This window comes from Streptomyces sp. NPDC015130 (assembly GCF_043080005.1).
Lineage (GTDB): Bacteria > Actinomycetota > Actinomycetes > Streptomycetales > Streptomycetaceae > Streptomyces.
Map to the genome: position 1 here is coordinate 32,070 of NZ_JBIBVC010000022.1, position 17,602 is coordinate 49,671.

At 68.6% G+C, this 17,602-nt stretch carries 16 protein-coding genes and 7 pseudogenes; 13 read left to right on the forward strand and 10 right to left on the reverse strand.

Annotated elements, in window-relative coordinates:
• Nucleotides 1-89: 89 nt before the first annotated feature.
• The 3 genes and pseudogenes from ACF08F_RS33425 to ACF08F_RS33435 form a co-directional block, all read right to left on the reverse strand.
• Entirely contained in the window at nt 90-464 is a 375-nt protein-coding gene (locus ACF08F_RS33425; protein ID WP_392302291.1) for a hypothetical protein, read from the reverse strand.
• Between the two features lie 271 nt (nt 465-735).
• A complete protein-coding gene (locus ACF08F_RS33430) occupies nt 736-1,401 on the reverse strand; it encodes a non-ribosomal peptide synthetase (protein ID WP_392302292.1) in 666 nt (221 codons plus the stop codon).
• Between the two features lie 842 nt (nt 1,402-2,243).
• Nucleotides 2,244-2,753: pseudogene (locus tag ACF08F_RS33435) on the reverse strand (DUF4158 domain-containing protein); the annotation flags it as partial.
• A 6-nt stretch (nt 2,754-2,759) separates the two neighbouring features.
• On the opposite strand from ACF08F_RS33435, the pseudogene ACF08F_RS33440 reads away from it, so the two are divergent.
• A pseudogene (locus ACF08F_RS33440) lies at nt 2,760-2,879 on the forward strand (SH3 domain-containing protein); the annotation flags it as partial.
• A gap of 337 nt (nt 2,880-3,216) precedes the next feature.
• Here ACF08F_RS33440 and ACF08F_RS33445 read toward each other — a convergent pair.
• Entirely contained in the window at nt 3,217-4,710 is a 1,494-nt protein-coding gene (locus tag ACF08F_RS33445) for an MFS transporter (RefSeq protein ID WP_392302293.1), read from the reverse strand.
• A 146-nt stretch (nt 4,711-4,856) separates the two neighbouring features.
• Between ACF08F_RS33445 and ACF08F_RS33450 the strand changes: the two genes are divergently transcribed.
• Both ACF08F_RS33450 and ACF08F_RS33455 read left to right on the forward strand, forming a co-directional pair.
• The gene (locus ACF08F_RS33450) at nt 4,857-5,297 is read left to right on the forward strand and encodes a MarR family winged helix-turn-helix transcriptional regulator (protein ID WP_392302294.1); all 441 of its coding nucleotides are present in this window, start codon (nt 4,857-4,859) and stop codon (nt 5,295-5,297) included.
• 175 nt (nt 5,298-5,472) lie between these two features.
• Nucleotides 5,473-5,604: pseudogene (locus tag ACF08F_RS33455) on the forward strand (IS5/IS1182 family transposase); the annotation flags it as partial.
• Between the two features lie 5 nt (nt 5,605-5,609).
• Here the strand turns inward: ACF08F_RS33455 and ACF08F_RS33460 are convergent.
• Entirely contained in the window at nt 5,610-5,834 is a 225-nt protein-coding gene (locus ACF08F_RS33460; protein ID WP_392302354.1) for a DUF6896 domain-containing protein, read from the reverse strand.
• Here ACF08F_RS33460 and ACF08F_RS33465 point away from each other — a divergent pair.
• Both ACF08F_RS33465 and ACF08F_RS33470 read left to right on the forward strand, forming a co-directional pair.
• Nucleotides 5,820-6,359, forward strand: a pseudogene (locus tag ACF08F_RS33465) (winged helix-turn-helix domain-containing protein). The gene ACF08F_RS33460 and the pseudogene ACF08F_RS33465 sit on opposite strands and share 15 nt — an antisense overlap.
• A 149-nt stretch (nt 6,360-6,508) precedes the next feature.
• Nucleotides 6,509-6,973: an SMI1/KNR4 family protein gene (locus ACF08F_RS33470; protein WP_392302355.1), complete on the forward strand. Its 465-nt coding sequence runs from the start codon at nt 6,509-6,511 to the stop codon at nt 6,971-6,973.
• Here the strand turns inward: ACF08F_RS33470 and ACF08F_RS33475 are convergent.
• Entirely contained in the window at nt 6,968-8,041 is a 1,074-nt protein-coding gene (locus ACF08F_RS33475; RefSeq protein WP_392302356.1) for an IS110 family transposase, read from the reverse strand. The genes ACF08F_RS33470 and ACF08F_RS33475 overlap by 6 nt on opposite strands.
• A gap of 277 nt (nt 8,042-8,318) precedes the next feature.
• Here ACF08F_RS33475 and ACF08F_RS33480 point away from each other — a divergent pair, with 277 nt between their 5' ends.
• On the forward strand, nt 8,319-8,729 hold the full coding sequence (locus ACF08F_RS33480) for a transposase (protein ID WP_392302295.1): 411 nt from the start codon (nt 8,319-8,321) through the stop codon (nt 8,727-8,729).
• Nucleotides 8,730-9,413: 684 nt separating this feature from the next.
• Nucleotides 9,414-9,713 carry a DUF6506 family protein gene (locus tag ACF08F_RS33485; RefSeq protein ID WP_392302296.1) on the forward strand — a complete coding sequence of 100 codons (300 nt, stop codon included), beginning with the start codon at nt 9,414-9,416 and terminating at the stop codon, nt 9,711-9,713.
• A gap of 34 nt (nt 9,714-9,747) precedes the next feature.
• On the opposite strand, the pseudogene ACF08F_RS33490 reads toward ACF08F_RS33485, so the two are convergent.
• Together ACF08F_RS33490 and ACF08F_RS33495 are read right to left on the reverse strand one after the other, a co-directional pair.
• Nucleotides 9,748-10,271: pseudogene (locus ACF08F_RS33490) on the reverse strand (transposase); the annotation flags it as partial.
• Between the two features lie 144 nt (nt 10,272-10,415).
• Nucleotides 10,416-11,966 carry an FAD-dependent oxidoreductase gene (locus ACF08F_RS33495; protein ID WP_392302297.1) on the reverse strand — a complete coding sequence of 517 codons (1,551 nt, stop codon included), beginning with the start codon at nt 11,964-11,966 and terminating at the stop codon, nt 10,416-10,418.
• Nucleotides 11,967-12,172: 206 nt separating this feature from the next.
• Between ACF08F_RS33495 and ACF08F_RS33500 the strand changes: the two genes are divergently transcribed.
• The 4 genes and pseudogenes from ACF08F_RS33500 to ACF08F_RS33515 all read left to right on the forward strand — a co-directional run.
• The gene (locus ACF08F_RS33500) at nt 12,173-12,391 is read left to right on the forward strand and encodes a DUF664 domain-containing protein (RefSeq protein WP_392302298.1); all 219 of its coding nucleotides are present in this window, start codon (nt 12,173-12,175) and stop codon (nt 12,389-12,391) included.
• Nucleotides 12,321-12,569: a DUF664 domain-containing protein gene (locus tag ACF08F_RS33505; RefSeq protein ID WP_392302299.1), complete on the forward strand. Its 249-nt coding sequence runs from the start codon at nt 12,321-12,323 to the stop codon at nt 12,567-12,569. Before ACF08F_RS33500 ends, ACF08F_RS33505 begins: the two co-directional genes overlap by 71 nt.
• 452 nt (nt 12,570-13,021) lie before the next feature.
• Nucleotides 13,022-13,210 (forward strand): hypothetical protein, encoded by a 189-nt coding sequence (locus ACF08F_RS33510; RefSeq protein WP_392302300.1) that lies wholly within the window; start codon nt 13,022-13,024, stop codon nt 13,208-13,210.
• 114 nt (nt 13,211-13,324) lie between these two features.
• Nucleotides 13,325-13,672 (forward strand): annotated as a pseudogene (locus ACF08F_RS33515) (transposase family protein); the annotation flags it as partial.
• On the opposite strand, the gene ACF08F_RS33520 reads toward ACF08F_RS33515, so the two are convergent.
• Nucleotides 13,663-14,808 (reverse strand): SMI1/KNR4 family protein, encoded by a 1,146-nt coding sequence (locus ACF08F_RS33520; RefSeq protein WP_392302301.1) that lies wholly within the window; start codon nt 14,806-14,808, stop codon nt 13,663-13,665. The pseudogene ACF08F_RS33515 and the gene ACF08F_RS33520 sit on opposite strands and share 10 nt — an antisense overlap.
• 831 nt (nt 14,809-15,639) lie before the next feature.
• On the opposite strand from ACF08F_RS33520, the gene ACF08F_RS33525 reads away from it, so the two are divergent.
• Together ACF08F_RS33525 and ACF08F_RS33530 are read left to right on the forward strand one after the other, a co-directional pair.
• On the forward strand, nt 15,640-16,233 hold the full coding sequence (locus tag ACF08F_RS33525) for a VOC family protein (RefSeq protein ID WP_392302302.1): 594 nt from the start codon (nt 15,640-15,642) through the stop codon (nt 16,231-16,233).
• A 39-nt stretch (nt 16,234-16,272) separates the two neighbouring features.
• Nucleotides 16,273-16,646 (forward strand): annotated as a pseudogene (locus tag ACF08F_RS33530) (transposase); the annotation flags it as partial.
• A gap of 252 nt (nt 16,647-16,898) precedes the next feature.
• On the opposite strand, the gene ACF08F_RS33535 reads toward ACF08F_RS33530, so the two are convergent.
• Entirely contained in the window at nt 16,899-17,453 is a 555-nt protein-coding gene (locus tag ACF08F_RS33535) for a tellurite resistance TerB family protein (RefSeq protein ID WP_392302303.1), read from the reverse strand.
• Nucleotides 17,454-17,602 lie beyond the last annotated feature (149 nt).

Here is a 17,602-nt window from a genome sequence, read left to right on the forward strand (position 1 = left end):
TTCGAATGCTCCCCGCCTGCACGCGCGCCGAGGCGGGCTACGACGTCCTCGGACCGGCTTCCTGCAGCACTCGACGAACTCCGCCTCGTCTACTCTATCCGGTCGGCAGCGAGGCCGGTCAGGAAGCCGCCGCCCGAGCCCTCGCACGATGCATGCTCGCCGGAGAGCTCACACCTCGGGAGTTCACCTTCCGGATTCACCAACGCCATGGACATGAGCTGTCCCTGACCGAGCGCCTCGCTGAACTCGACGACGAGTACGACATCCTCGAAGACGGGGACAGAACCTTGGACCAGGTCGATGCCGAGGTCACCGACCGAAGCCCGCCGCCTCGCAGCCCACCCCACGGTTCCCGTCGAACCCACGGATTCGCCCAGCTGATGCACACGGACTGACCCGCGAGTTCCCGCTGAACAGACCTCGGTTTCCCTGAACCCACGGGCCTCGACGACCTCGGGGAACATCGCTACAGCGGTTGACGCTGAGATCGATCATCGTCAGGCCGTGAGGGCGCTGACCCGATTCTCGTACTCGCGGCGGGCCTTGCGCTGGGCCTGGACTGCGGGCACTCCGCGGCCGCCATCGAGCGAGCAGCTGGCGGCGGGCAAGGAGTCGGCGGTGTACGGCGGGGACGGCGTTGCCTCGCAGAGCTCACGGGCGGGGCCGGGGGTCTGCCGCCGGCCCCGTCCGCGTCGCTGACGCGCAGGGCGGTAGCGCTCGGTGGCTCATCGGTCGTCACTGGATCAGGACGAGGTACGGGTGTTCCAGAGACGTCGGGCACGCGTAGAGGTGGAGGTTGTTGCCGTCCGCGATCTGAACCTTGGTCGGCTGTTCAGGGTAAGGGTTGAGGCTGGATGCCGAGACGTCTCGGTCCTCGTGGGGGATCCAGGACTTGCTCGTCTCGCCCCATTCGGACGAGGCGACGGTCAGCAGTGAATCCATCTGAGCACCGCAGGCACCGCAGAGCCGCGGGTGCGGGTCGGTCAGGCCCCAGCGGGTCCAGCCGCCGATCTTCCAGCCGGGTGCTACTGACAACGACGAGTTGTAGACGTCCTCCGGAGTGAGCTCGTCCTCGTCCCACTCATCCGGCTCCGCGGCTACCTGCCAGGTGCGGCACGTCTCCATCTGTCGATGTACCGCATGCTCCAAGTCCTCCGAGTCGGGATACTCCGTCACGACCTCAGGCGAGAGCAGGCACGGCTGCGGAAGGTAGTCGGCGGACTGGATCACGGAAGGCTCTGGCGGCGTGGTCAGCACATCGGTGACCGAGGCAGCAGTTCGCCAGAACACCGCTGTCCTGGGCAGTGCGGGGTGATCGAAGGGGCACCACAACACCTGGAGCAGGTCGGCTGGGCCCGGCGGGCGCAGCGAGGGGACGTCGCGCAGGTGGATCTGGGCCACGGGAAGCAGGGGGATCGGCCCGTCGGGCCAGGGGTGGCCCGACGGGCTCGCTGGAAATCCGCCAGTTCCTCGGGGGTGTACCGGAGGGAAGCAGGGTCGCCGTCCGCCCGGCGGACCGCGTCTTCCGTGATGCGTCGCTGCAACCGAACGTCATCCGGCGATGGCGCCGGATTGTGCTGGTCCCATACGTGCGGACCGTCGCAGTGCGGCCACGGCTCGTCGGCGGGCCACAGCAACGGTCCGCCGATGGAACTGTTGCGGTGACGGAAACCCGGGGCGGGGGTGCAACCGGGTCGCCGTGCGTGCCAGTGGAGCCAGTTACGGGAAGACTGCGGTGACGTCGAACGGCCGCGGTGGAGTGGTCGGGGTGCTGGTCATGGCCGCGATCTTGCCAAGTGACTCTGACAACGGGTCTCGCGGGCACCTCGGGGCAGCCCTCCTCGCCGAGCTTTAGTTCCTCGTTCGGCTGACGCCGGGCTGTCCCGCCGTGGACCCGCTGCCAGTCTCCGGCTGACCGGGCGCAAGACGGATCTGCTCGACCGGATCGCCATCGAGGAGGGCCGCCCCGAAGCAGCCGTCCAGGCGGAGGAGGCCCGGGCCCTCGCCGCCCTGCTCAGGGCCGAGATCGAGGGCACCGCGTAGCCGCGAACACGTCTCGCCGTCGTCGTCCGCGTCCAGCTCCGGTGTGTCCGGGTCGCGCAGCGGGCGCAGAGCACCGGCGGCCGGGACGCGGGCGGTGAAACTGTAGCGGCCGAGCAGGTTCAGGTTGCGGCCTGAGTAGGGACAGTCGGCGATGTCCTCGTCCCGGATCTCGTGGCCCTCGGCGCGGAGCTGGGCGACAACGGCGTCGATGACAGCCTCAACCTACCGAGCCGGTACGCGCCGATCTCGTCCGCCCGCTCCAGCGCACGGGCGAACGCCGTCCCCGTCGCCCGCGTCGGCGGCCGGCGCAGCCGCTCCGGCTCCGAGAACCGCGAGCCCTCCGACGTCTTCAATTTCGCCACCAGATGCCCGGGCAGCGCCGGGTCCGCGCGGCGGGCGGCGCCCGCGACCGTGGCGTGCAGCCGCCTGTCCGCGACCTTCCGCGCCTCCGCCACCTGCCGGGCCAGCACGGACACCCCGGGCAGCAGTACCCGGTGACGGCGAAGCCAGCCCACCGCGGGGTCGAACAGCGCCTTCGGGCCCTCCGCGTGCGTCCACGCCCGCCCGTGCAGGAACGTACGAAGCCGCCTGTCCCACGCGGCGTCCTCATAGGAGTGGTAGCCGTAGGCGTCCCGGATCTCCCACTCGTGGTCGTACTGGGTCCGGCGCCGCTCCGTGTACCGCTTGACCACCGACGGGTCCTCGATGCCTCGAACGTGAACCTGCGGTCGGGTGCCGGGAACCGTCACGCCTCGCTCGGGTACCTGACCTGCGGGGACCAGGTCGACGTCGACCGGAAGTCAGCCGGCTGGTACCGGGTGACGCTCTCGGCACGGTCGCACTCCGGCATCCGGGCGGGACCGTCGGACGGGTCGCCGAGCGGTAGCTCAAACCCTCGGTTTGCATGCAGCTCAACGACTGGGCCGAGCGCCGCCGCGCTCCTCGACTCGGGCCCTGCCCTCCGTCGCCCGAGCGGAACGCAAGGGGACATAGACCCCTCAAACGATGGGAGCGCGGCCGTCGCACCGAGGGGCGGCACAAGGGGAGGGGGCCTCCTCCCCCTGCCCGATGTGAAGATTGGCCGGAGCAACACTCGGCGAGGAGATCGACACCCGAGGTGTCGATCGGACTCCGAGCGCCGCTCCGGCGAAGAGACCACTACCAGGACAGCGGCTAGGACACCGGCTCCTTCTCGGGAGCAGAGGCGACGGCCGACTGCGTCCCCACAGCCGGGTCGGTCGCCGCGCGCGCCCGCAGGCCCAGGCCCGCGATCACCGCGACCAGGGCGAAGGCCGTGGCCCCGATCCAGAAGGTGAGGGTGAAGCCCGACTCCGTCGGCAGCGGCGGGACGTCGGCCGGGAGGTGCTCGATGGTCTGCGAGGCGAGGATCGTGGTGACGACCGCGCTGCCGATCGCGCTGCCCGTGGAGCGGGAGATGGAGTTGATGCCGTTGGCGATGCCGCTCTGGTGGTGCGGGACGCTTGACATGATGACGGCCGGCATGGCCGCGTAACCGAAGCTGACGGCCGCGCCGACGACGATCCCCGCCCCGATCACCGACGCCGTGTGGCCGTGACCGAGGGCGAGCCAGGCGAAGCCGGCGGCGCCGAGGCCCGCGGCCAGGGCGAGTGCCGTGCGCGGTCCGCGGTGGCGGACCAGCTGGCCGCCGATCGGTGAGGCGAGCAGCGAGACGATCGCACCGGGCAGCAGGAACTGCACGGAGGCACGCAGGATGGACGCGTCGAAGCCGTAGCCAGTGAGGGCCTCGGGCATCTGGACGAGGTAGGAGACGCCCAGGAAGTTCGCGAACATGCCGAAGCCGACGAGGATGCCGGCCAGGTTGGCCATGAGGACAGGGCGGTGGACGAACATCTTCATGTCGACGAGCGGTTCGCGGACCTTCCGCTCCACGAGGACCCACACGACGGCCATGACGGCAGCTCCGGCGAAGCTGCCGAGCGTCCGGGCCGAGGCCCAGCCCCACTCATGGCCCTGCGAGATGGGCAGCAGGAGCAGCAGCAGCGTGATGCCGAGGGTCAGCGCGCCGAGGAAGTCGGTCCGGCCGCCCGTCTTGTGGCGGGTCGCGGGGACGAGGAACACGACCGCGAGCAGGGCGAGCGCGGCAAAGCCGGTCGCCATCCAGAAGGCGCTGCGGTAGTCGGCGTCGGAGCCCGAGGTGAGCAGGCCGGTCGCGACGAGCGCGAGGCCGCTGCCGAAGGCGAGGGTGCCGCTGACCAGGGACATGGCGCCGGGCAGCTTCTGCGGCCTGACCTCTTCACGCAGGACGGAGAGGGCGAGCGGGAAGATCGCGGTGGCGGCGCCCTGGAGGACGCGGCCCAGGATCAGCAGGGGCAGCGAGGTGGCGAGGGCGGCGACGACGGAGCCGACGACCATGACGCCGAGGACGGCGACGAGGGTGGGCTTCTTGCCGTGCTGGTCGCCGAAGCGGCCGAGCAGCGGGGTGAAGACGGCGGCGGAGAGCAGCGTGGCGGTGGTCACCCAGCTCACGTTGGCCGTGGAGGTGCCGAGGTCGGTGCGGATGAGGCCGAGGATCGGGACCGGCAGGGTCTGCATCATCGAGACGACCATGGCGGCGAGACTCAGGGCGAAGACGATGACCGTCTCGCGCCGGGCATCGGCGGCGGGCGGTGCGGGGGCATGACTCATGGCAGGGAGGGCCTTTTCCGGTGATGCAGGAGCTTCAGATCATCGATGTTTGATGTCATCAAGTACTCCGCCGAAGGTAGACCCGGATACTTGAGGTAGTCAAGTAAACAATTGATAATGTCAAGCATTCTGAGTAGGCTCGCCCCATGAGCACGACGACCTCCGGGACCCCCACCAAGCTCCAGCTCATGGAGCTCCTCTCCGCCATCGGCACGGCCCAGTGGCGCGACTTCGCGGCCGCCGCGGCCCACCACGGTCTGACCTCCACCCAGGCGAAGGTCCTCGCACAGCTCAACGGCCCGCTGCCGATGCGCGCCCTCGCCACCCTGCTCGTGTGCGACGCGTCCAACGTCACCGGCATCATCGACCGCCTGGAGGCCCGCTCCCTGGTCCGCCGCGAGCCCGATCCCTCCGACCGCCGCGTCAAGAACGTCGTGGCGACCGACGAGGGCCGGGACATCATCCGCCGCGTCCGCGAGGAGATGCAGGCCACCAGCGGCGCACTCGACACCCTCGACGCGACCGAGAGCACGACCCTCTACGACCTGCTCGCCCGGCTGCGCCCGGGCATGGAGAAGAGCGCCTGACCGGGGCGGCCCAGTCATGCCGCGGCATGCGAGCCCGATGCCTCAGCAGAGCGTCCGGAAGCGCTCCCCCGAAGCCGCGTCCTGCCACTGGCGGGCGGTCATCGAACCGCCAGTGATCGAGCACACAGCGCCGTCAGCCAGCTACGCGGGCCCACCGACACAGACGACACGTCCCCGGGGCTTCGCCTGGCTGCACCAGTTCAAACGGCTCCGCACCCGCTGCGAGTGACGCGCCGATCTCCATCAGTGCCTTCTCGAACCGGCCTGCAGCCTCATATGCCCGCGCCGCCTGCGCACCTCATCCTGAAGCGATCAGGTGGCGACGCTGAACCATCCCGGTCGAACCCCGGTCAGAAGCGGTTGCATGGACCGCACCGCGCTCTGCAGGTCCTGATCCGTGACCTCAAGAGACTCCGGCAGGCTCAGCCCGTGACAGCGCAGCCGCCAGAGGTCGAAGACTTCGCTCCCGTCGGCTGCGAAATCGACATCTACCTCGGTGCCGTTTTCGCTGACGAAGCGGTCGTGAGATGCGCGCAGGGCGGTGGGCTGACCGACGCCGAGAGAGCCACACGCGAGCGGTTACGGCTCCGGGCCGTTGAGCGTTTCGGGGGCGGGCAGAAGAATGCGGGGATTGCCGCTGACTTGCGAATCAGCGTGCGGTCCGTCGAGCCGGTGCGCCGAGCCTGGCGCGAGAACGGCGAGGCCAGGGTCCTGTCGCAAGGGGTCTCCGGGAAGACCGCGGCTCAGGGAAGCCCAGACCACCAGGCTGGAGCGCGAGTTGGAGCCCGGACCGCTGGCGCACGGCTGGGCGGACCAGCGGTGGACGCTGGCACGAATCAAGACACTGATCGGTCGGCTGTTCCATACCTCCTACGCGGTCGAGGGCAGTGGCGACTGCTGAAGCGACACGGCTGGAGCTGGCAGCAGCCCACTCGCCGGGCGATCGGCCGCGATGACAACGCCATCGAGGTCTGGAAGATGGAGACCTGGCCGCGGGTAAGACCACCGCGGCGGAGCGCCGGGCCTGGATCGTCTTCGAGGACGAAGCCGGGCAGTCGATGACTCCGCCGCGCGCCAGGACCTGGGGCCGGATAGAAGCTCCTATAGATCGTCAAGCCAGGCTGCCAGGTCCATAGGATGCGTTTGTGGCTCGGTTTGATGAGGTTAAGGCGACGTTCTGAGGCGAGGGTCTGTATGGGGTTCAGCCACCGCTGACCGACGCGGTCGTTCAGGATGCCGAGCACCAGCTCGGTGTCCGTCTGCCGGCCTTGTTGCTGGACATCCTGCAAGTGCAGAACGGCGGTCTGGTAGCGGAGCTGTGGAACGCGTTCCCGACGGACGTGCCGGCGTCGTGGAGCGAGAACCACGTTCCGCTCGACGACATGATGGGCATCGGTCGTCACGACGGTCAGCCGTCGTTGCTGGAATCGCCCTACTTGGTTGAGGAGTGGGGTCTTCCGTCTCCTCTGGTTCTGCTTTCCGGTGATGGTCACTGCTGGATAGCTCTCGACTACCGGGTCTGCGGAGAACGCGGGGAGCCGTCCGTGACGTGGTTCGACGTGGACGGCGACACGGAGATCCCGCTGGCCGCGGACTTCCCGACGTTCATCGAGCGGCTGACTGCGGCCGCTTCGTTCGACCTCGATGACGCGGACGGAAGCCGGTCGGTGTCATGATCTGGCGTCGGCCGAGCCTGCCGTGTTCAGGATGCCTGTGGTCCTGAGGTGCCTGTAGACCTCGCGGGCGACGAACCGCTTGAGGCAGCGCATGATGTCCTTGGTGGACATGCCCTCGGTGGTGCGTCTGGCGACGTAGTTCCGGGTTCGTTGGTCGTGTTGCATGCGGACCAGAACGATGGTGTAGAGGGCACTGTTGGCGTTGCGGTCCCCGCCGCGGTTGATGCGATGCCGGTTGGTCCGGCCGGACGAGGCGGGGATCGGGGCGGCCCCGCACAGGTGCGCGAATGACGCTTCGGACCGGAGCCGGTCGGGGTTGTCTCCCGCGGTGATCAGTAGCTGGCCGGCCGTCTCCGCACCCACCCCGGGCAATGCGACGAGGCTGGGTGCCGCCCGGGTCACGAGGGGACCCAGGTCCGCGTCGGCCTCTTTGATCTCCTGTTGAAGGGCCTGATAGCGCCGGGCCAGGCGGCGAAGTGCCGTCTTGGCCGCGCAGGCCGGGTCCGTGAGATCACCGGCAGGCCTGGTCCGGGCGAGGGTGTCGATCAGCATGCTGGTGGGCAGCCCACGCAGCTTGTCTCGCAGGGCGGAGGGGGCCGTGACCATCAGAGCGCGGATCTGGTTGATGGTCTGCGTTCGGGCCTTGACTGCGCTCTTGCGGACCACACGCAGGGCGCGGATGGCCCCCACGATCCCGTCCCGGCTCTTCGGTGTTCCGCTCGCTCGGCCGGACAGGACGGCGGTGGCCGCCGCGTAGGCGTCGATCGGGTCGGACTTGCCGTGGGCCCGCCTGGCCTTTCGGTCCGGCCGGTCGACCTCGACGACCGTGACGCCGCTGGCCGTGAGGAACCGGGCGAGTTCAGCGCCGTAGGCGCCGGTGCCCTCCATCCCGACCGCGATGACGTCACCCTGAGCCCGCAGCCAGGCCAGCAGCTGCTCGTAGCCGGCCGAGTTCGTTTCGAACGGCCCCGTGTCCAGGTGACGGCCGACCGAGTCGATCACTGCAGCCTGGTGGGTGTCCGTGTGCGTGTCGATTCCGCCGATCACCGCTATCTCGGGCGCTGTCATGCTCGGCTCCGCCGTCCTTCCGTCTGAGACGTGTGAACAGCGCGTGCTGCCCGGGCCGACGGACAAGACAATGATGAGGCTGGTGGCCAAGCTCCTATGAGGTCACGGACACCCGCGAGCACACGCGGTGGCATCCCTCGAAGGCCGACGATTCAATCCACGGACAGCCAAAACGTCAGTCAGACCCAGAGTCAGGCCCCCGAGGAACGCCGAGTACATCCTCACTGTCAGACCCCGGTCGTGAGGGCCGGGGCTCTGGGCGGGTGCGATGGCGGGCATGGCCTGCTACAAGCCCGGCGAGAGGACCCGGCTGTTCTACACGATCCGCAAGTACCGGGGCCTCAAGGACGAACCGAAGGGCTTCGGCTGGCGCGACTTCCGCGACCTGATCGTCCGCGCCCGCGTCCAGCTCGGCGGCCCGATCGTGCTTGTCTGGGACCACGTCCGCCTGCACCTCCCTGCCGACATGCGGGAGTTCATCGACGCGTACGCCGAGTGGCTCACTGTGTTCCGGCTGCCCACGTACGCACCGGACCTCAACCCGACCGAGGGCGTCTGGTCGGTGGTCAAGCGCGACATCTGCCGCGGCCGACCTCGGTCAGATCACCCGGGCCGTGAAGCGCCGGCTCAAACAGATCCAGTACCGGCCGCACGGGGTCGACGGCTGCCTCGCCGGCACGGGCCTTGACTTCGGTACGGACGACCCGGAGAACCACGGTTAGCGGCCACCCCGCCGCCCTCGGACGAGCGCGCCACTGCGATCAGTTTGCTGCGCTTGTATAGGCGCCGTGAGCCCAGAACCCGCCTTCGAAGATGTAGCCAATCCAACGTCTGAGGAGATGACCGCCTGGGCCTACGCGCCCGGAGCGCAGTCCCCGGTCTCCCAGGACTGGGACATCCTCGCAACACGCCCAGCCTTCGGCTCACTGTTCGTGACCCTGGCCGCCGACGGGCAGTGCCCCACCGCCAGTTCTTCCTCGCTTGCCTGTGCTTCCTAGCTGGCGACACCGTGCGCACGCGCTTCCGGAGGATGCCTGAAGTAAGCCTGCGCGCACTGCCCGACGAGGCGACGTCGACCGCAGAAGCCTGGGTCAGCACCTGGGCGGCACGCACCCGAGCCCTGGTTCGTACCCCTGAGTCCTTCGACTACGAGGACTGGTGCGACTCACACGGTCTGGCCAACACGCCATCGTGATCAACTCGGCGCCGACATCACCAGTTCAACCTCAGTAGCGGGCCGTGTTGCTGTACTCGGACAGTGCGGGCATCCGGAGTGCGGCGTAGATCACTATCGGCTTGTCTCCGTTCCACGCCATTCCCGCCCTGGCTCTGCTTGGCTGATGACTCTGACGATCACAGGAGGTCGATACGTATGGCGCTCACACACTGGGGGTTCATCTACACGGCGAACGGCAGCGCGGCGGGTGGCGATGTCAGCGTCGTGGACACGGGTACGTGCCGCAGTGTGTTCGTCGGGGTGGAGAAGCCCGAGGAGGTCATCGAGGCCGCGCGCCGCCTGGTGGGCGAGGGCGTGCAGCTGATCGAACTGTGCGGGGGATTCGGGCCGGTATGGGCCGGGCGTGTGATCGAGGCGATCAACGGCGCAGTCCCCGTGGGCACGGTTGGCTACGGACCCGAAGCGGTCGATCAGGTGCACGCGATTTTCTCGTGACGGGTGCCGGCTCCTTCGCACCGACAGACAGGGACCGGGGCCAGAGCCGAATGGCTGCGACGGTGACGTGCCGTTGACGATGTAGGCCCTCTTGTCGTATCTCCTCGTGACCACCCGGGAGTTCTTGAGCGCGTTGATGGTGCGTTCCACGCCGTGCGTTTGTAGATCGTCGTGTCGAAGCCGGTGGGCCGACCGTCCGCGCTGCCGCGGCGCTGGCGGTTGGCCTGCTGGTTCTTCGGTTCGGGGATGGTGTGCTTGGTCTGGCGTCGACGCAGGTAGCGGCGGTTCCGCCGGGATGAATACGCTTTGTCACCGCCGAGATGACCGGGCCAGGTCCGGGGGCGCCCACCGTCCGGGCGGGCAACACGGACACACGACCAGCCAGTCGACCTCCGCACGTGTCTGTGCCGCGGCCAGGAGGCGGCCGAAGTTGCCGTTGGCGGCCCAGCGGGCGAAGCGTCCGTGGACGGTCTGCCACGGGCCGAACCGCTCGGGCAGGTCCCTCCAGGCCAGCCCTGTGCGGAACTTGAACACGATGCCCTCGAGGACCTGGCGGTGATCCCGTCATCGGCACCGCCCCATGAGGGCGGTCAGCGGCTTCAGTAGAATCGTTGCCCGAGCGCTCCGGGCCGCCACACCGGTGGGTGCGGCGGCCGAGGGTGGGATCGGCTCGTGGTTCGAGTCGATCCGGAGCGCGGCACATCAGCCCGGCTTCACCGCACCCTCTGGCACTCCGAACCACTCCTCCAGGGCTTTCGCCAGCCCGGCAGTCGGCGCCTGCGCCCCCGTGTCGGCCGCCCAGGCCGTGATGCCGTCCGGACGGACAAGGACCGCCGCCAGGTCCGGGCGGTACGGGCAGCCGGTCGTCAGGGTGTCGACCCGGCCGGCATACCCCTCAGCCAGGGCCCGGACATCCGGGTCGTCGGTGAGATCGAGCAGGAGCGCCCGGCCGCCGTGGAGGTGGTCCGCGAGGCGACCGCCGTCGGCGAGTTCGAGGTCCGGGGTGCTGCGGCCGGTCAGCGGGTGTTCGCCCGGCAGCTCGTACCGCACCCCTGCGCTGTTGAGCCGCGCGGTGAGGTACGTGGTGCCCGCGACCGTCCCTGCCAGGTCGCTGACGATCTCGCGCAGGGCCCGGGACTGCGGGTCCGGGCGCATGGCCGCGACCTGGGACCGGGTCCAGTCCAGGACCCACGCACCAACCGGGTGCCGCTCGGAGGTGTACGTGTCCAGCAGCCCTTCCGGGGCCCGGCCGCCGATCACCGCCGCGAGCTTCCAGCCGAGGTTCATCGCGTCCCCGATACCCAGGCTCAGGCCCTGACTCCCGAACGCTGAGTGCACATGCGCCGCGTCGCCCGCCAGCAGAATGCGGCCCTTGCGGTACTCGGTGACCTGGCGGGCGTGGTCGGTGAAGCGGGTCGCGGTCCGCACCCCGGTGATCGTGACGTCCACGCCGGATACGCGGCGCAGCCGAGCCTGGAGGTCCTCGGCGGTGACCGGCGCGTCCCGGTCGGTCGGCGGGCCGTCGAACTCCACGGTGACGACGCGGCCCGGCATCGGCCCATAGGCGTACACCCCGGTGTCCGTGGCGGTCCAGCCGACCTTCAGGTCCTCGGCGCCGATCATCTCCACGACCGCCTGGTGACAGGTGATCTCCGGGTCCGTACCGGGAAAGTCAAACCCTGCGAGCTTGCGGACCGCGCTGCGGCCGCCGTCGCAGCCCACGAGCCAGCCAGCACGTATGGCCCCGTGGCTGGTCTGCACGGTGACGGCTCCCTCGTCCACGTCGAAGCCGGTCAACTCCACTCCCCTGCGCACGTCGACGCCGAGCTCGTCCGCCCGCCCGCCGAGCAGCCGCTCGATGTCCTGCTGCGCCACGAAAGCGATGTCGGCGGCGGGTCCGGCGTCGCCGAGGCCCGGTTCCGTACGATCGACAAGTTCGGCGCGCAGCATGATTCCGGCGAAGTGCCCGACGATCCCGAGCCCTTGACCCTCGGCCCCGCCGTCTCGCTCGCGCATGAATGCCTGGAAGCGGTCCATCGCCTGCCGCTGCACCTCCGCCAGCGCGGGCAACATGCCCCTGCGGTAGAGCGCCTCGGCGCTGGGCGTGGTGATCGCCCCACCCTTGATCGTCGGGTTCACCTCGGTGAGGCGCTCCAGGACCGCCACCCGCGCGCCTCCGAGCCGAAGTTCGCAGGCCAGCATCAGTCCGACCGGGCCGCCTCCGGCCACCACTACGTCTACGTCATAGTCCATGGCGCCGACTATGACCGAGGGGCAAAGAGGCCAAAAAGGCGCCGAGGTGTCAAGAGACCGGCCCCACGCAGAGAATGAGGCCAGCACAGTCGACGCCGAGAACGATCACGCGCCCAGTGTGACGGTGCCGATCTCGGAGGCAGCCGGTCCCTGCTCGCGGAGTCGCCTGGCAGCGTGAAACGCGGTTGGCCAAATGCGCCGGGCTCGTGCCCGCCCGACCGGCGCGGCCGACCGTAGAGCCGTCGAGCCTCACTCTCCTCGGGTTGGTCCGGCCCATGGCAGAGGTGGAGCGATGGTGGTTCCGGCGCAGCTTCGCGGGTGAGGATGTCGGCCATGTCTTCACCGGGGGGGCAGATGGCACTGAGGGACTCGACAGAGTGTGCTTCAACCGACACGGAGAGGGATTTCGCGCTGTTCCGGACTGAGCCCGACGGATGCCACGCTGCAGTGGCTGGGCATGACCTCGACGAGACCTTCATGTCCCCTCGTAGAGTCTCCCTCAGCCTGCGCCGGGTCTACGTCTTGATGATCCAGGAGTACACCCGCCACAACGGCCACACCGACTTCCTCCAGGAACGGGACGACGGCGCGACGGGCGACTGAGCTTCGAGACGAGCAGTGCGCCCCGCTTCGAGACGGCGATGGCGGTCCTGGCAACCGGCGGTGCCGGGCAGACGTCCCGCCTCGGTGCGCGCCTCTTTCGACTAACGGCTTGCCTGTGAATTGCTCTGGGCACCACGTGCCGGGTGCCCTCGGTGATCGGCACGGTGGGCTTCACCAAGGTGTACTGGAGCACATCGCCAGTGTTCGCATCGGCGACGGCGATCTCGATCGTCTCCCCGCAGGACAGCGTCAGCTCCACGTGGTCATCCTCCCGCAGGCCAGGTCCGCGGTTGCGGGGGTGAAGTCGGGGGTTTGTGCGGGCGGACTTGGCCCCCATGCTGTAAGGGAGCTTGCGACTCGCCGGGCGCTTCTGCGCCCTTCCTACGCGCCCCCAACACGTGCCTGAATGAGTGATGCGCCCGCCAAACGTCGGGCCACCTTAGGGAGGCGCTATGTCCGAGCCCTGGTACGAAAATGCCGAGAAGGTCAACGAACGCTATCGGGAAGACCATGATCTCCCAGCGCCCACGCTGAAGGACGAGCTGACTGCCGGCGGGGTGGCCGTCTACGCGACACTCGGCGGCCCGCACGCACGCCGCCAGCTTCGCAAATCCCTCAAGAAGGCCATCGACGAGTCCTGAGCGAGCTGCCGCAGGGCCGCTTCCTCCTTGCTCCGAGAGGTGGCGGATCAGCGGCTGGCGAGCTCGTGCACGGTAAGCGGTGAGACGTCGAGGTCCTCAACGGGGCCCGGCTGGCTGCCGGGCCGCAGACACAACCTGACCGCCGCCTGCACCCACCGCATCATCCGGATCTGCGAGCGCCAGGGCGTTCCCGTCCTGGCCGATCTCGCCTACCAAGGCGCAGGACCGTGGCTGACGACCGGCAAAAGACACAAGCCGCTCCAGGAACTCACTCCCACCGAGAAGAACCTCAACCGGGCGCTGGCCGCAGCACGAGCCCCCGTTGAATGTGGTGTCGCGAGCCTGAAGTCCTGGCGGATCTTCCGCGGGGCCCGATGCAGCCCAACCGCCGCCAATCGTCAAGGCATCCTCACAACCCATGAAGCGCTCGCCCGGAACCGAAACCCCAGGGTTCAGTCCTGATCTTGGCTGTACTGGGCCGCGTACCAACTGGAGTCGATGGCGGGGTTGCGCAGCGCTCCCCAGAATCGGTCGTCAGGTATGGGTGGCAGGGGCTGACTGCCCAGGTCCGCATGTAGGTCCGCACGCCAGTCGAGAGTGAAGTGACTCCGGGTCTCCGCGCTCTCGCACACGGTCCTGTAAGGGGACCCCCAGATCCCGAGGGCTATTTTCTCTGCGGCCCACCTGCGTGTGGGGTTTCGGCCGGCGTCGGCCTGTGCGAGCACCGCGCGGAGTCGCAAGGCAAGCGGGCCGGTCTGGTCCGGCTGTGGCGGGGCCACACCGCGTTCCCACGCGTCCAGGGCTGTCTTGACCTCCGGGTAGTTGTTCAGGCCCGTTTCGACTGCCAGTCTGCGTAGCTGCTTCCGCGCGGCGTCGACCACCTGCTCATACGGCAGGACTGCGATCAGTGCACCGAGTTCCTCATGCCCGTCCAGGTGGCTCACGTGGAGGAGGTCGGTGGGACTGTAGGACAGGTCCAGCTCTGGCAGCTGCTCATCCGGTGCGGGAAGGGGCTCGTCGGCTCTGTACTGCGGTCTGGCAGGCGGGCGCCCTTCCCAGAACAGCCGACCGTTGAACGTGACGACACCGGCGTCCTGGCCGCGCTCAAGCATGCCCGCCAGTTCGGCCAGATACTCCCCCAGCGAATCGGCCTGGCCGAAACTGGTGCCGGTCTCGTCGAAGAACCGTCCGATCACACCGAAGGAGTCCCGCCCGGTACGGCAATCCATCAGAAGACCGTCCGACGTCACGTCGTAAGAACCGAACTTCACGTAATCGTGAAGCCAGTAGCCCTCGGTCTCCCCGTCGAGGCCTTGGTCGATGCCGCGCAAGAACTCGGTGTCCTTGAGAATTCCGCTCACTCCGAGCAGCCGGTCGCCCGTGCTGAAGCGGAAGGCCTCAGGTCCCTCCAGCGCCCCGTTGTGCCGGAGGAGTGAAGCGACCAGGTCGGGAGGAAAGGTGACCCCAAGTTCCTGTTGCGCTGCGGCGATCTCCTCGTCTCCTGCGGGCGGCCGAAGCGTGGCAAACGTGCGAGGCGCGTACTCGCGCAGCCAGGCGTCGATGCGAGTCCATGAGTCCTGGACCAGGTCTGATGTCATAGGGCCGACCTTAGAACCAGCCGCTGACAACAGCTTGATCGCCGCTCACCAGCCTTACCGCCGGGTTGGCGCTCAGGTCGGCAAGCTTCGACTGGCCCCCCTTGGCCCGGCCCACCGTGCTCGCACCGGACACTGCAGCTGCCCACTCGACACTGAAGCGCTCAGTCGCAATCACCCGATCGGTGGCCAACTCGAAGAAGCTCCTTCCGTGAGGAGATCTTCGTGCTGGAGCATGGCCGGCACCGCACTCCTGACTACGGTCGGCTCGGGACCCGCGGTCGCGGCCATCAGGGGGTGGCTTTGTTCTTGAGAGCGGGCTCTGGCACCATTTCTGTGCACCTGCGGCAGCCGTTGCGGGCGACTCAGATAAGGATTCCTGCGCAGAAAGCGGTGTCTCTGCGCTCGCTCAGAGCGTAGGTGCGCCCGTTTCCGCAGGTTGCGGTGGGGTTGACGGAGCGGTTTCCCGCGATCGCCGTGGGCGAGGTCCCTCCCCCCGGCGACAGAGAGGGGCGGGGCGGGACCTGCTCTCTACTCTCTCTCGATTTCACATCCCGTCGGCACCGCAGCCGACCAGGACACAGTGCCACGCACAGACCCGCCTGCTGCCTCGCCCCAGGCCCACGAAAGTTGTGCCAGAGCCTTGGGAACGGACAGCAGATGTTCCCGCTTACTGGTCGTTTCAGCTTGAGTTGACCTGGGTGGTCTTGTGCTCGGCGATCTTGGTTGGCAGGGTGTCCGGGATGAGCGCCCCCGACCTAGGGTCCGGGGGCTGACGCCGATAGCGGCGGCCACAGTGAGCAGGCGGCAGGTTTGACGGCTTGGGGGAATGGGATGCTGACCGGGGTCGTGTTCGACGCGGTGGATGTCGCCCGCATGGACCGCTTTTGGATGGATGCGACGCGGGGCGAGACGGGCGGCCTGCAACTGCGGTTCATGCCGACCGTCAAGCCGAAGACGGCGCACAAGAACCGACTCCATCTCGACCTGGCCGGAGGGCCGGACTGGGAGGCCGAGGTGGCGCGCCTGCTCGGACTCGGTGCGACACGGGTCGACATCGGCCAGGGGGACGTCCCGTGGGACGTGCTGGCCGATCCGGAGGGAAACGAGTTCTGCGTGCTGCGTCCCGGGCACCCCGGCGTACTCGCCGACACGGGTCTCGTCGCGATCTGCCTTGACGTTGCAGAGGAGGACCGCTACGCACAGGTGTCCTTCTGGCAGTCTCAGGCCGACTGGCACACGGTCGAGTCCCATGACTGGGGTGTCCGGCTGCGCCGCAGTCCCGGCAGTACGGTCTCCCTGGTGATGGGACCGCCGGCAGCGCCAAAAGAAGCCCGGAACAGGCTCCGGCTCGAGGTCACCCAACCCGACCCGGACACCGGCGAGTTCAACGACCCTGCCGGAAACGAGTACCACGTCACGAGGTAACCCTCCTCAGGCCAGCTCCTGTTGCACCGATCCATCAGAATGAGTCGAGCTGTCGGGCCTTGGCGATCTTGGCCGGCAGGGCAGCCCGGGGTGCGTGCCGGTCTTGGTCCAGACGACCTGTGGGAGCGGGTGGCTCCGGTGGTGCCGCCCGCTCCCGAACGGCACGTAGCCGCCGCGGGCGGCTACGTGCCCCCGACCAAGGTGCACGGGCCGGGGCGTCATGGATGCGCTGCGGACCGGTGTCACCTGGCGCGACATCCCCGCAGAGACCGTGAGCTGCTCAGGGACGAGCCGCGCCGAACGCGAACGGCTCTCCTATCGGAGGTTCCTGGCCGAGCTGCTGATGTCCGAGAGCGAGGACCGGGGCCGCGAACGGGCGGAGCGACGGATCCGGGCGGTCGGCCTTCCCCGCCAGAGCCGGCTCCCGGACTCGACTACAGCGGCAGCCTCAACGTCGTTCCGGCTGTGGTCAACAACTTCGCCACCTGCGACGGGGGCAAGAACGGCGATCCGCTCTGTCTGATTGGGGACTCCCGCACCGGAAAGTCCCACCCGCTGGTCGGCCTCGGGACGGCCGGCGGCCATGATCGACCGGGACGACCCGCAGAACTCGACGGGCCGGTGGAAGGTGCACGGCCACGTGTCTCTTAGCCGAGGCCAGCGGGTCAGATGCCGAACTCCGCCGCCGACAGGCCAAGCGCAGCGCACGCCTCGCGGATGATCTGCTCCTCGGCAGGCTCGATGAAGCCGTCCGCACCCGCGACCACGATGCCGGTCTGGATGACAGCCCGTGCCTCGGTGGGCTTCTTCGCCACCTTGACAACCTCCTGAAGCACTGACGCCTTACCCATGACGAAGCCGGCCGACAGCTGGTCGACGTGCTTGTTGAAACGCTGGCGGAGCTGGTCGGCGGGGAAGTTCTGAAGGACGTCGTTGGTGAGGATGAGCGACTCGACGTGCTGACGCTCGGCCGGATCGATCCGTCCGTCAGCGGCGGCCACCAACGCGCACATGGCCATGCTGGCGTCCCGGAAGGCGCCGCTCTTCAGCTCCGTCTTCAGCGTTGTGAGCTGCAACTTCAGCGCGCTCACGAGCTCGGCCCTGGAACCGCCCGCGGACCGTGCGCCGGACGGCCCATGGCCGCCGGAGCCGCCGCGCACACCTTGGGCCTGCTGCAGACCTCTGGTCGCCTGGTCCTTGATCCGATCCCACATCGCCACTCGTGCCACCTCAGCTTCTGTCGCGTCGTCCCTCGTTGGACACGCATCATCGTGCTAACGCATGCCGCACACTGTGAAGTTCCACCACCACGATTGACACGGCGCCTTCAGTACACATGCCCCCGACGCAGGCGCAGGCCGGAGCGACG

What these genes read in the sequence shown, in the direction of transcription:
- ACF08F_RS33425 (WP_392302291.1), bottom strand. Translation starts at nt 464, where the DNA reads ATGTTCCCCGAGGTCGTCGAGGCCCGTGGGTTCAGGGAAACCGAGGTC.
- ACF08F_RS33445 (WP_392302293.1), bottom strand. Translation starts at nt 4,710, where the DNA reads ATGAGTCATGCCCCCGCACCGCCCGCCGCCGATGCCCGGCGCGAGACG.
- ACF08F_RS33450 (WP_392302294.1), top strand. Translation starts at nt 4,857, where the DNA reads ATGAGCACGACGACCTCCGGGACCCCCACCAAGCTCCAGCTCATGGAG.
- ACF08F_RS33475 (WP_392302356.1), bottom strand. Translation starts at nt 8,041, where the DNA reads ATGACAGCGCCCGAGATAGCGGTGATCGGCGGAATCGACACGCACACG.
- ACF08F_RS33480 (WP_392302295.1), top strand. Translation starts at nt 8,319, where the DNA reads ATGGCCTGCTACAAGCCCGGCGAGAGGACCCGGCTGTTCTACACGATC.
- ACF08F_RS33485 (WP_392302296.1), top strand. Translation starts at nt 9,414, where the DNA reads ATGGCGCTCACACACTGGGGGTTCATCTACACGGCGAACGGCAGCGCG.
- ACF08F_RS33495 (WP_392302297.1), bottom strand. Translation starts at nt 11,966, where the DNA reads ATGGACTATGACGTAGACGTAGTGGTGGCCGGAGGCGGCCCGGTCGGA.
- ACF08F_RS33505 (WP_392302299.1), top strand. Translation starts at nt 12,321, where the DNA reads ATGGCACTGAGGGACTCGACAGAGTGTGCTTCAACCGACACGGAGAGG.
- ACF08F_RS33510 (WP_392302300.1), top strand. Translation starts at nt 13,022, where the DNA reads ATGTCCGAGCCCTGGTACGAAAATGCCGAGAAGGTCAACGAACGCTAT.
- ACF08F_RS33520 (WP_392302301.1), bottom strand. Translation starts at nt 14,808, where the DNA reads ATGACATCAGACCTGGTCCAGGACTCATGGACTCGCATCGACGCCTGG.
- ACF08F_RS33525 (WP_392302302.1), top strand. Translation starts at nt 15,640, where the DNA reads ATGCTGACCGGGGTCGTGTTCGACGCGGTGGATGTCGCCCGCATGGAC.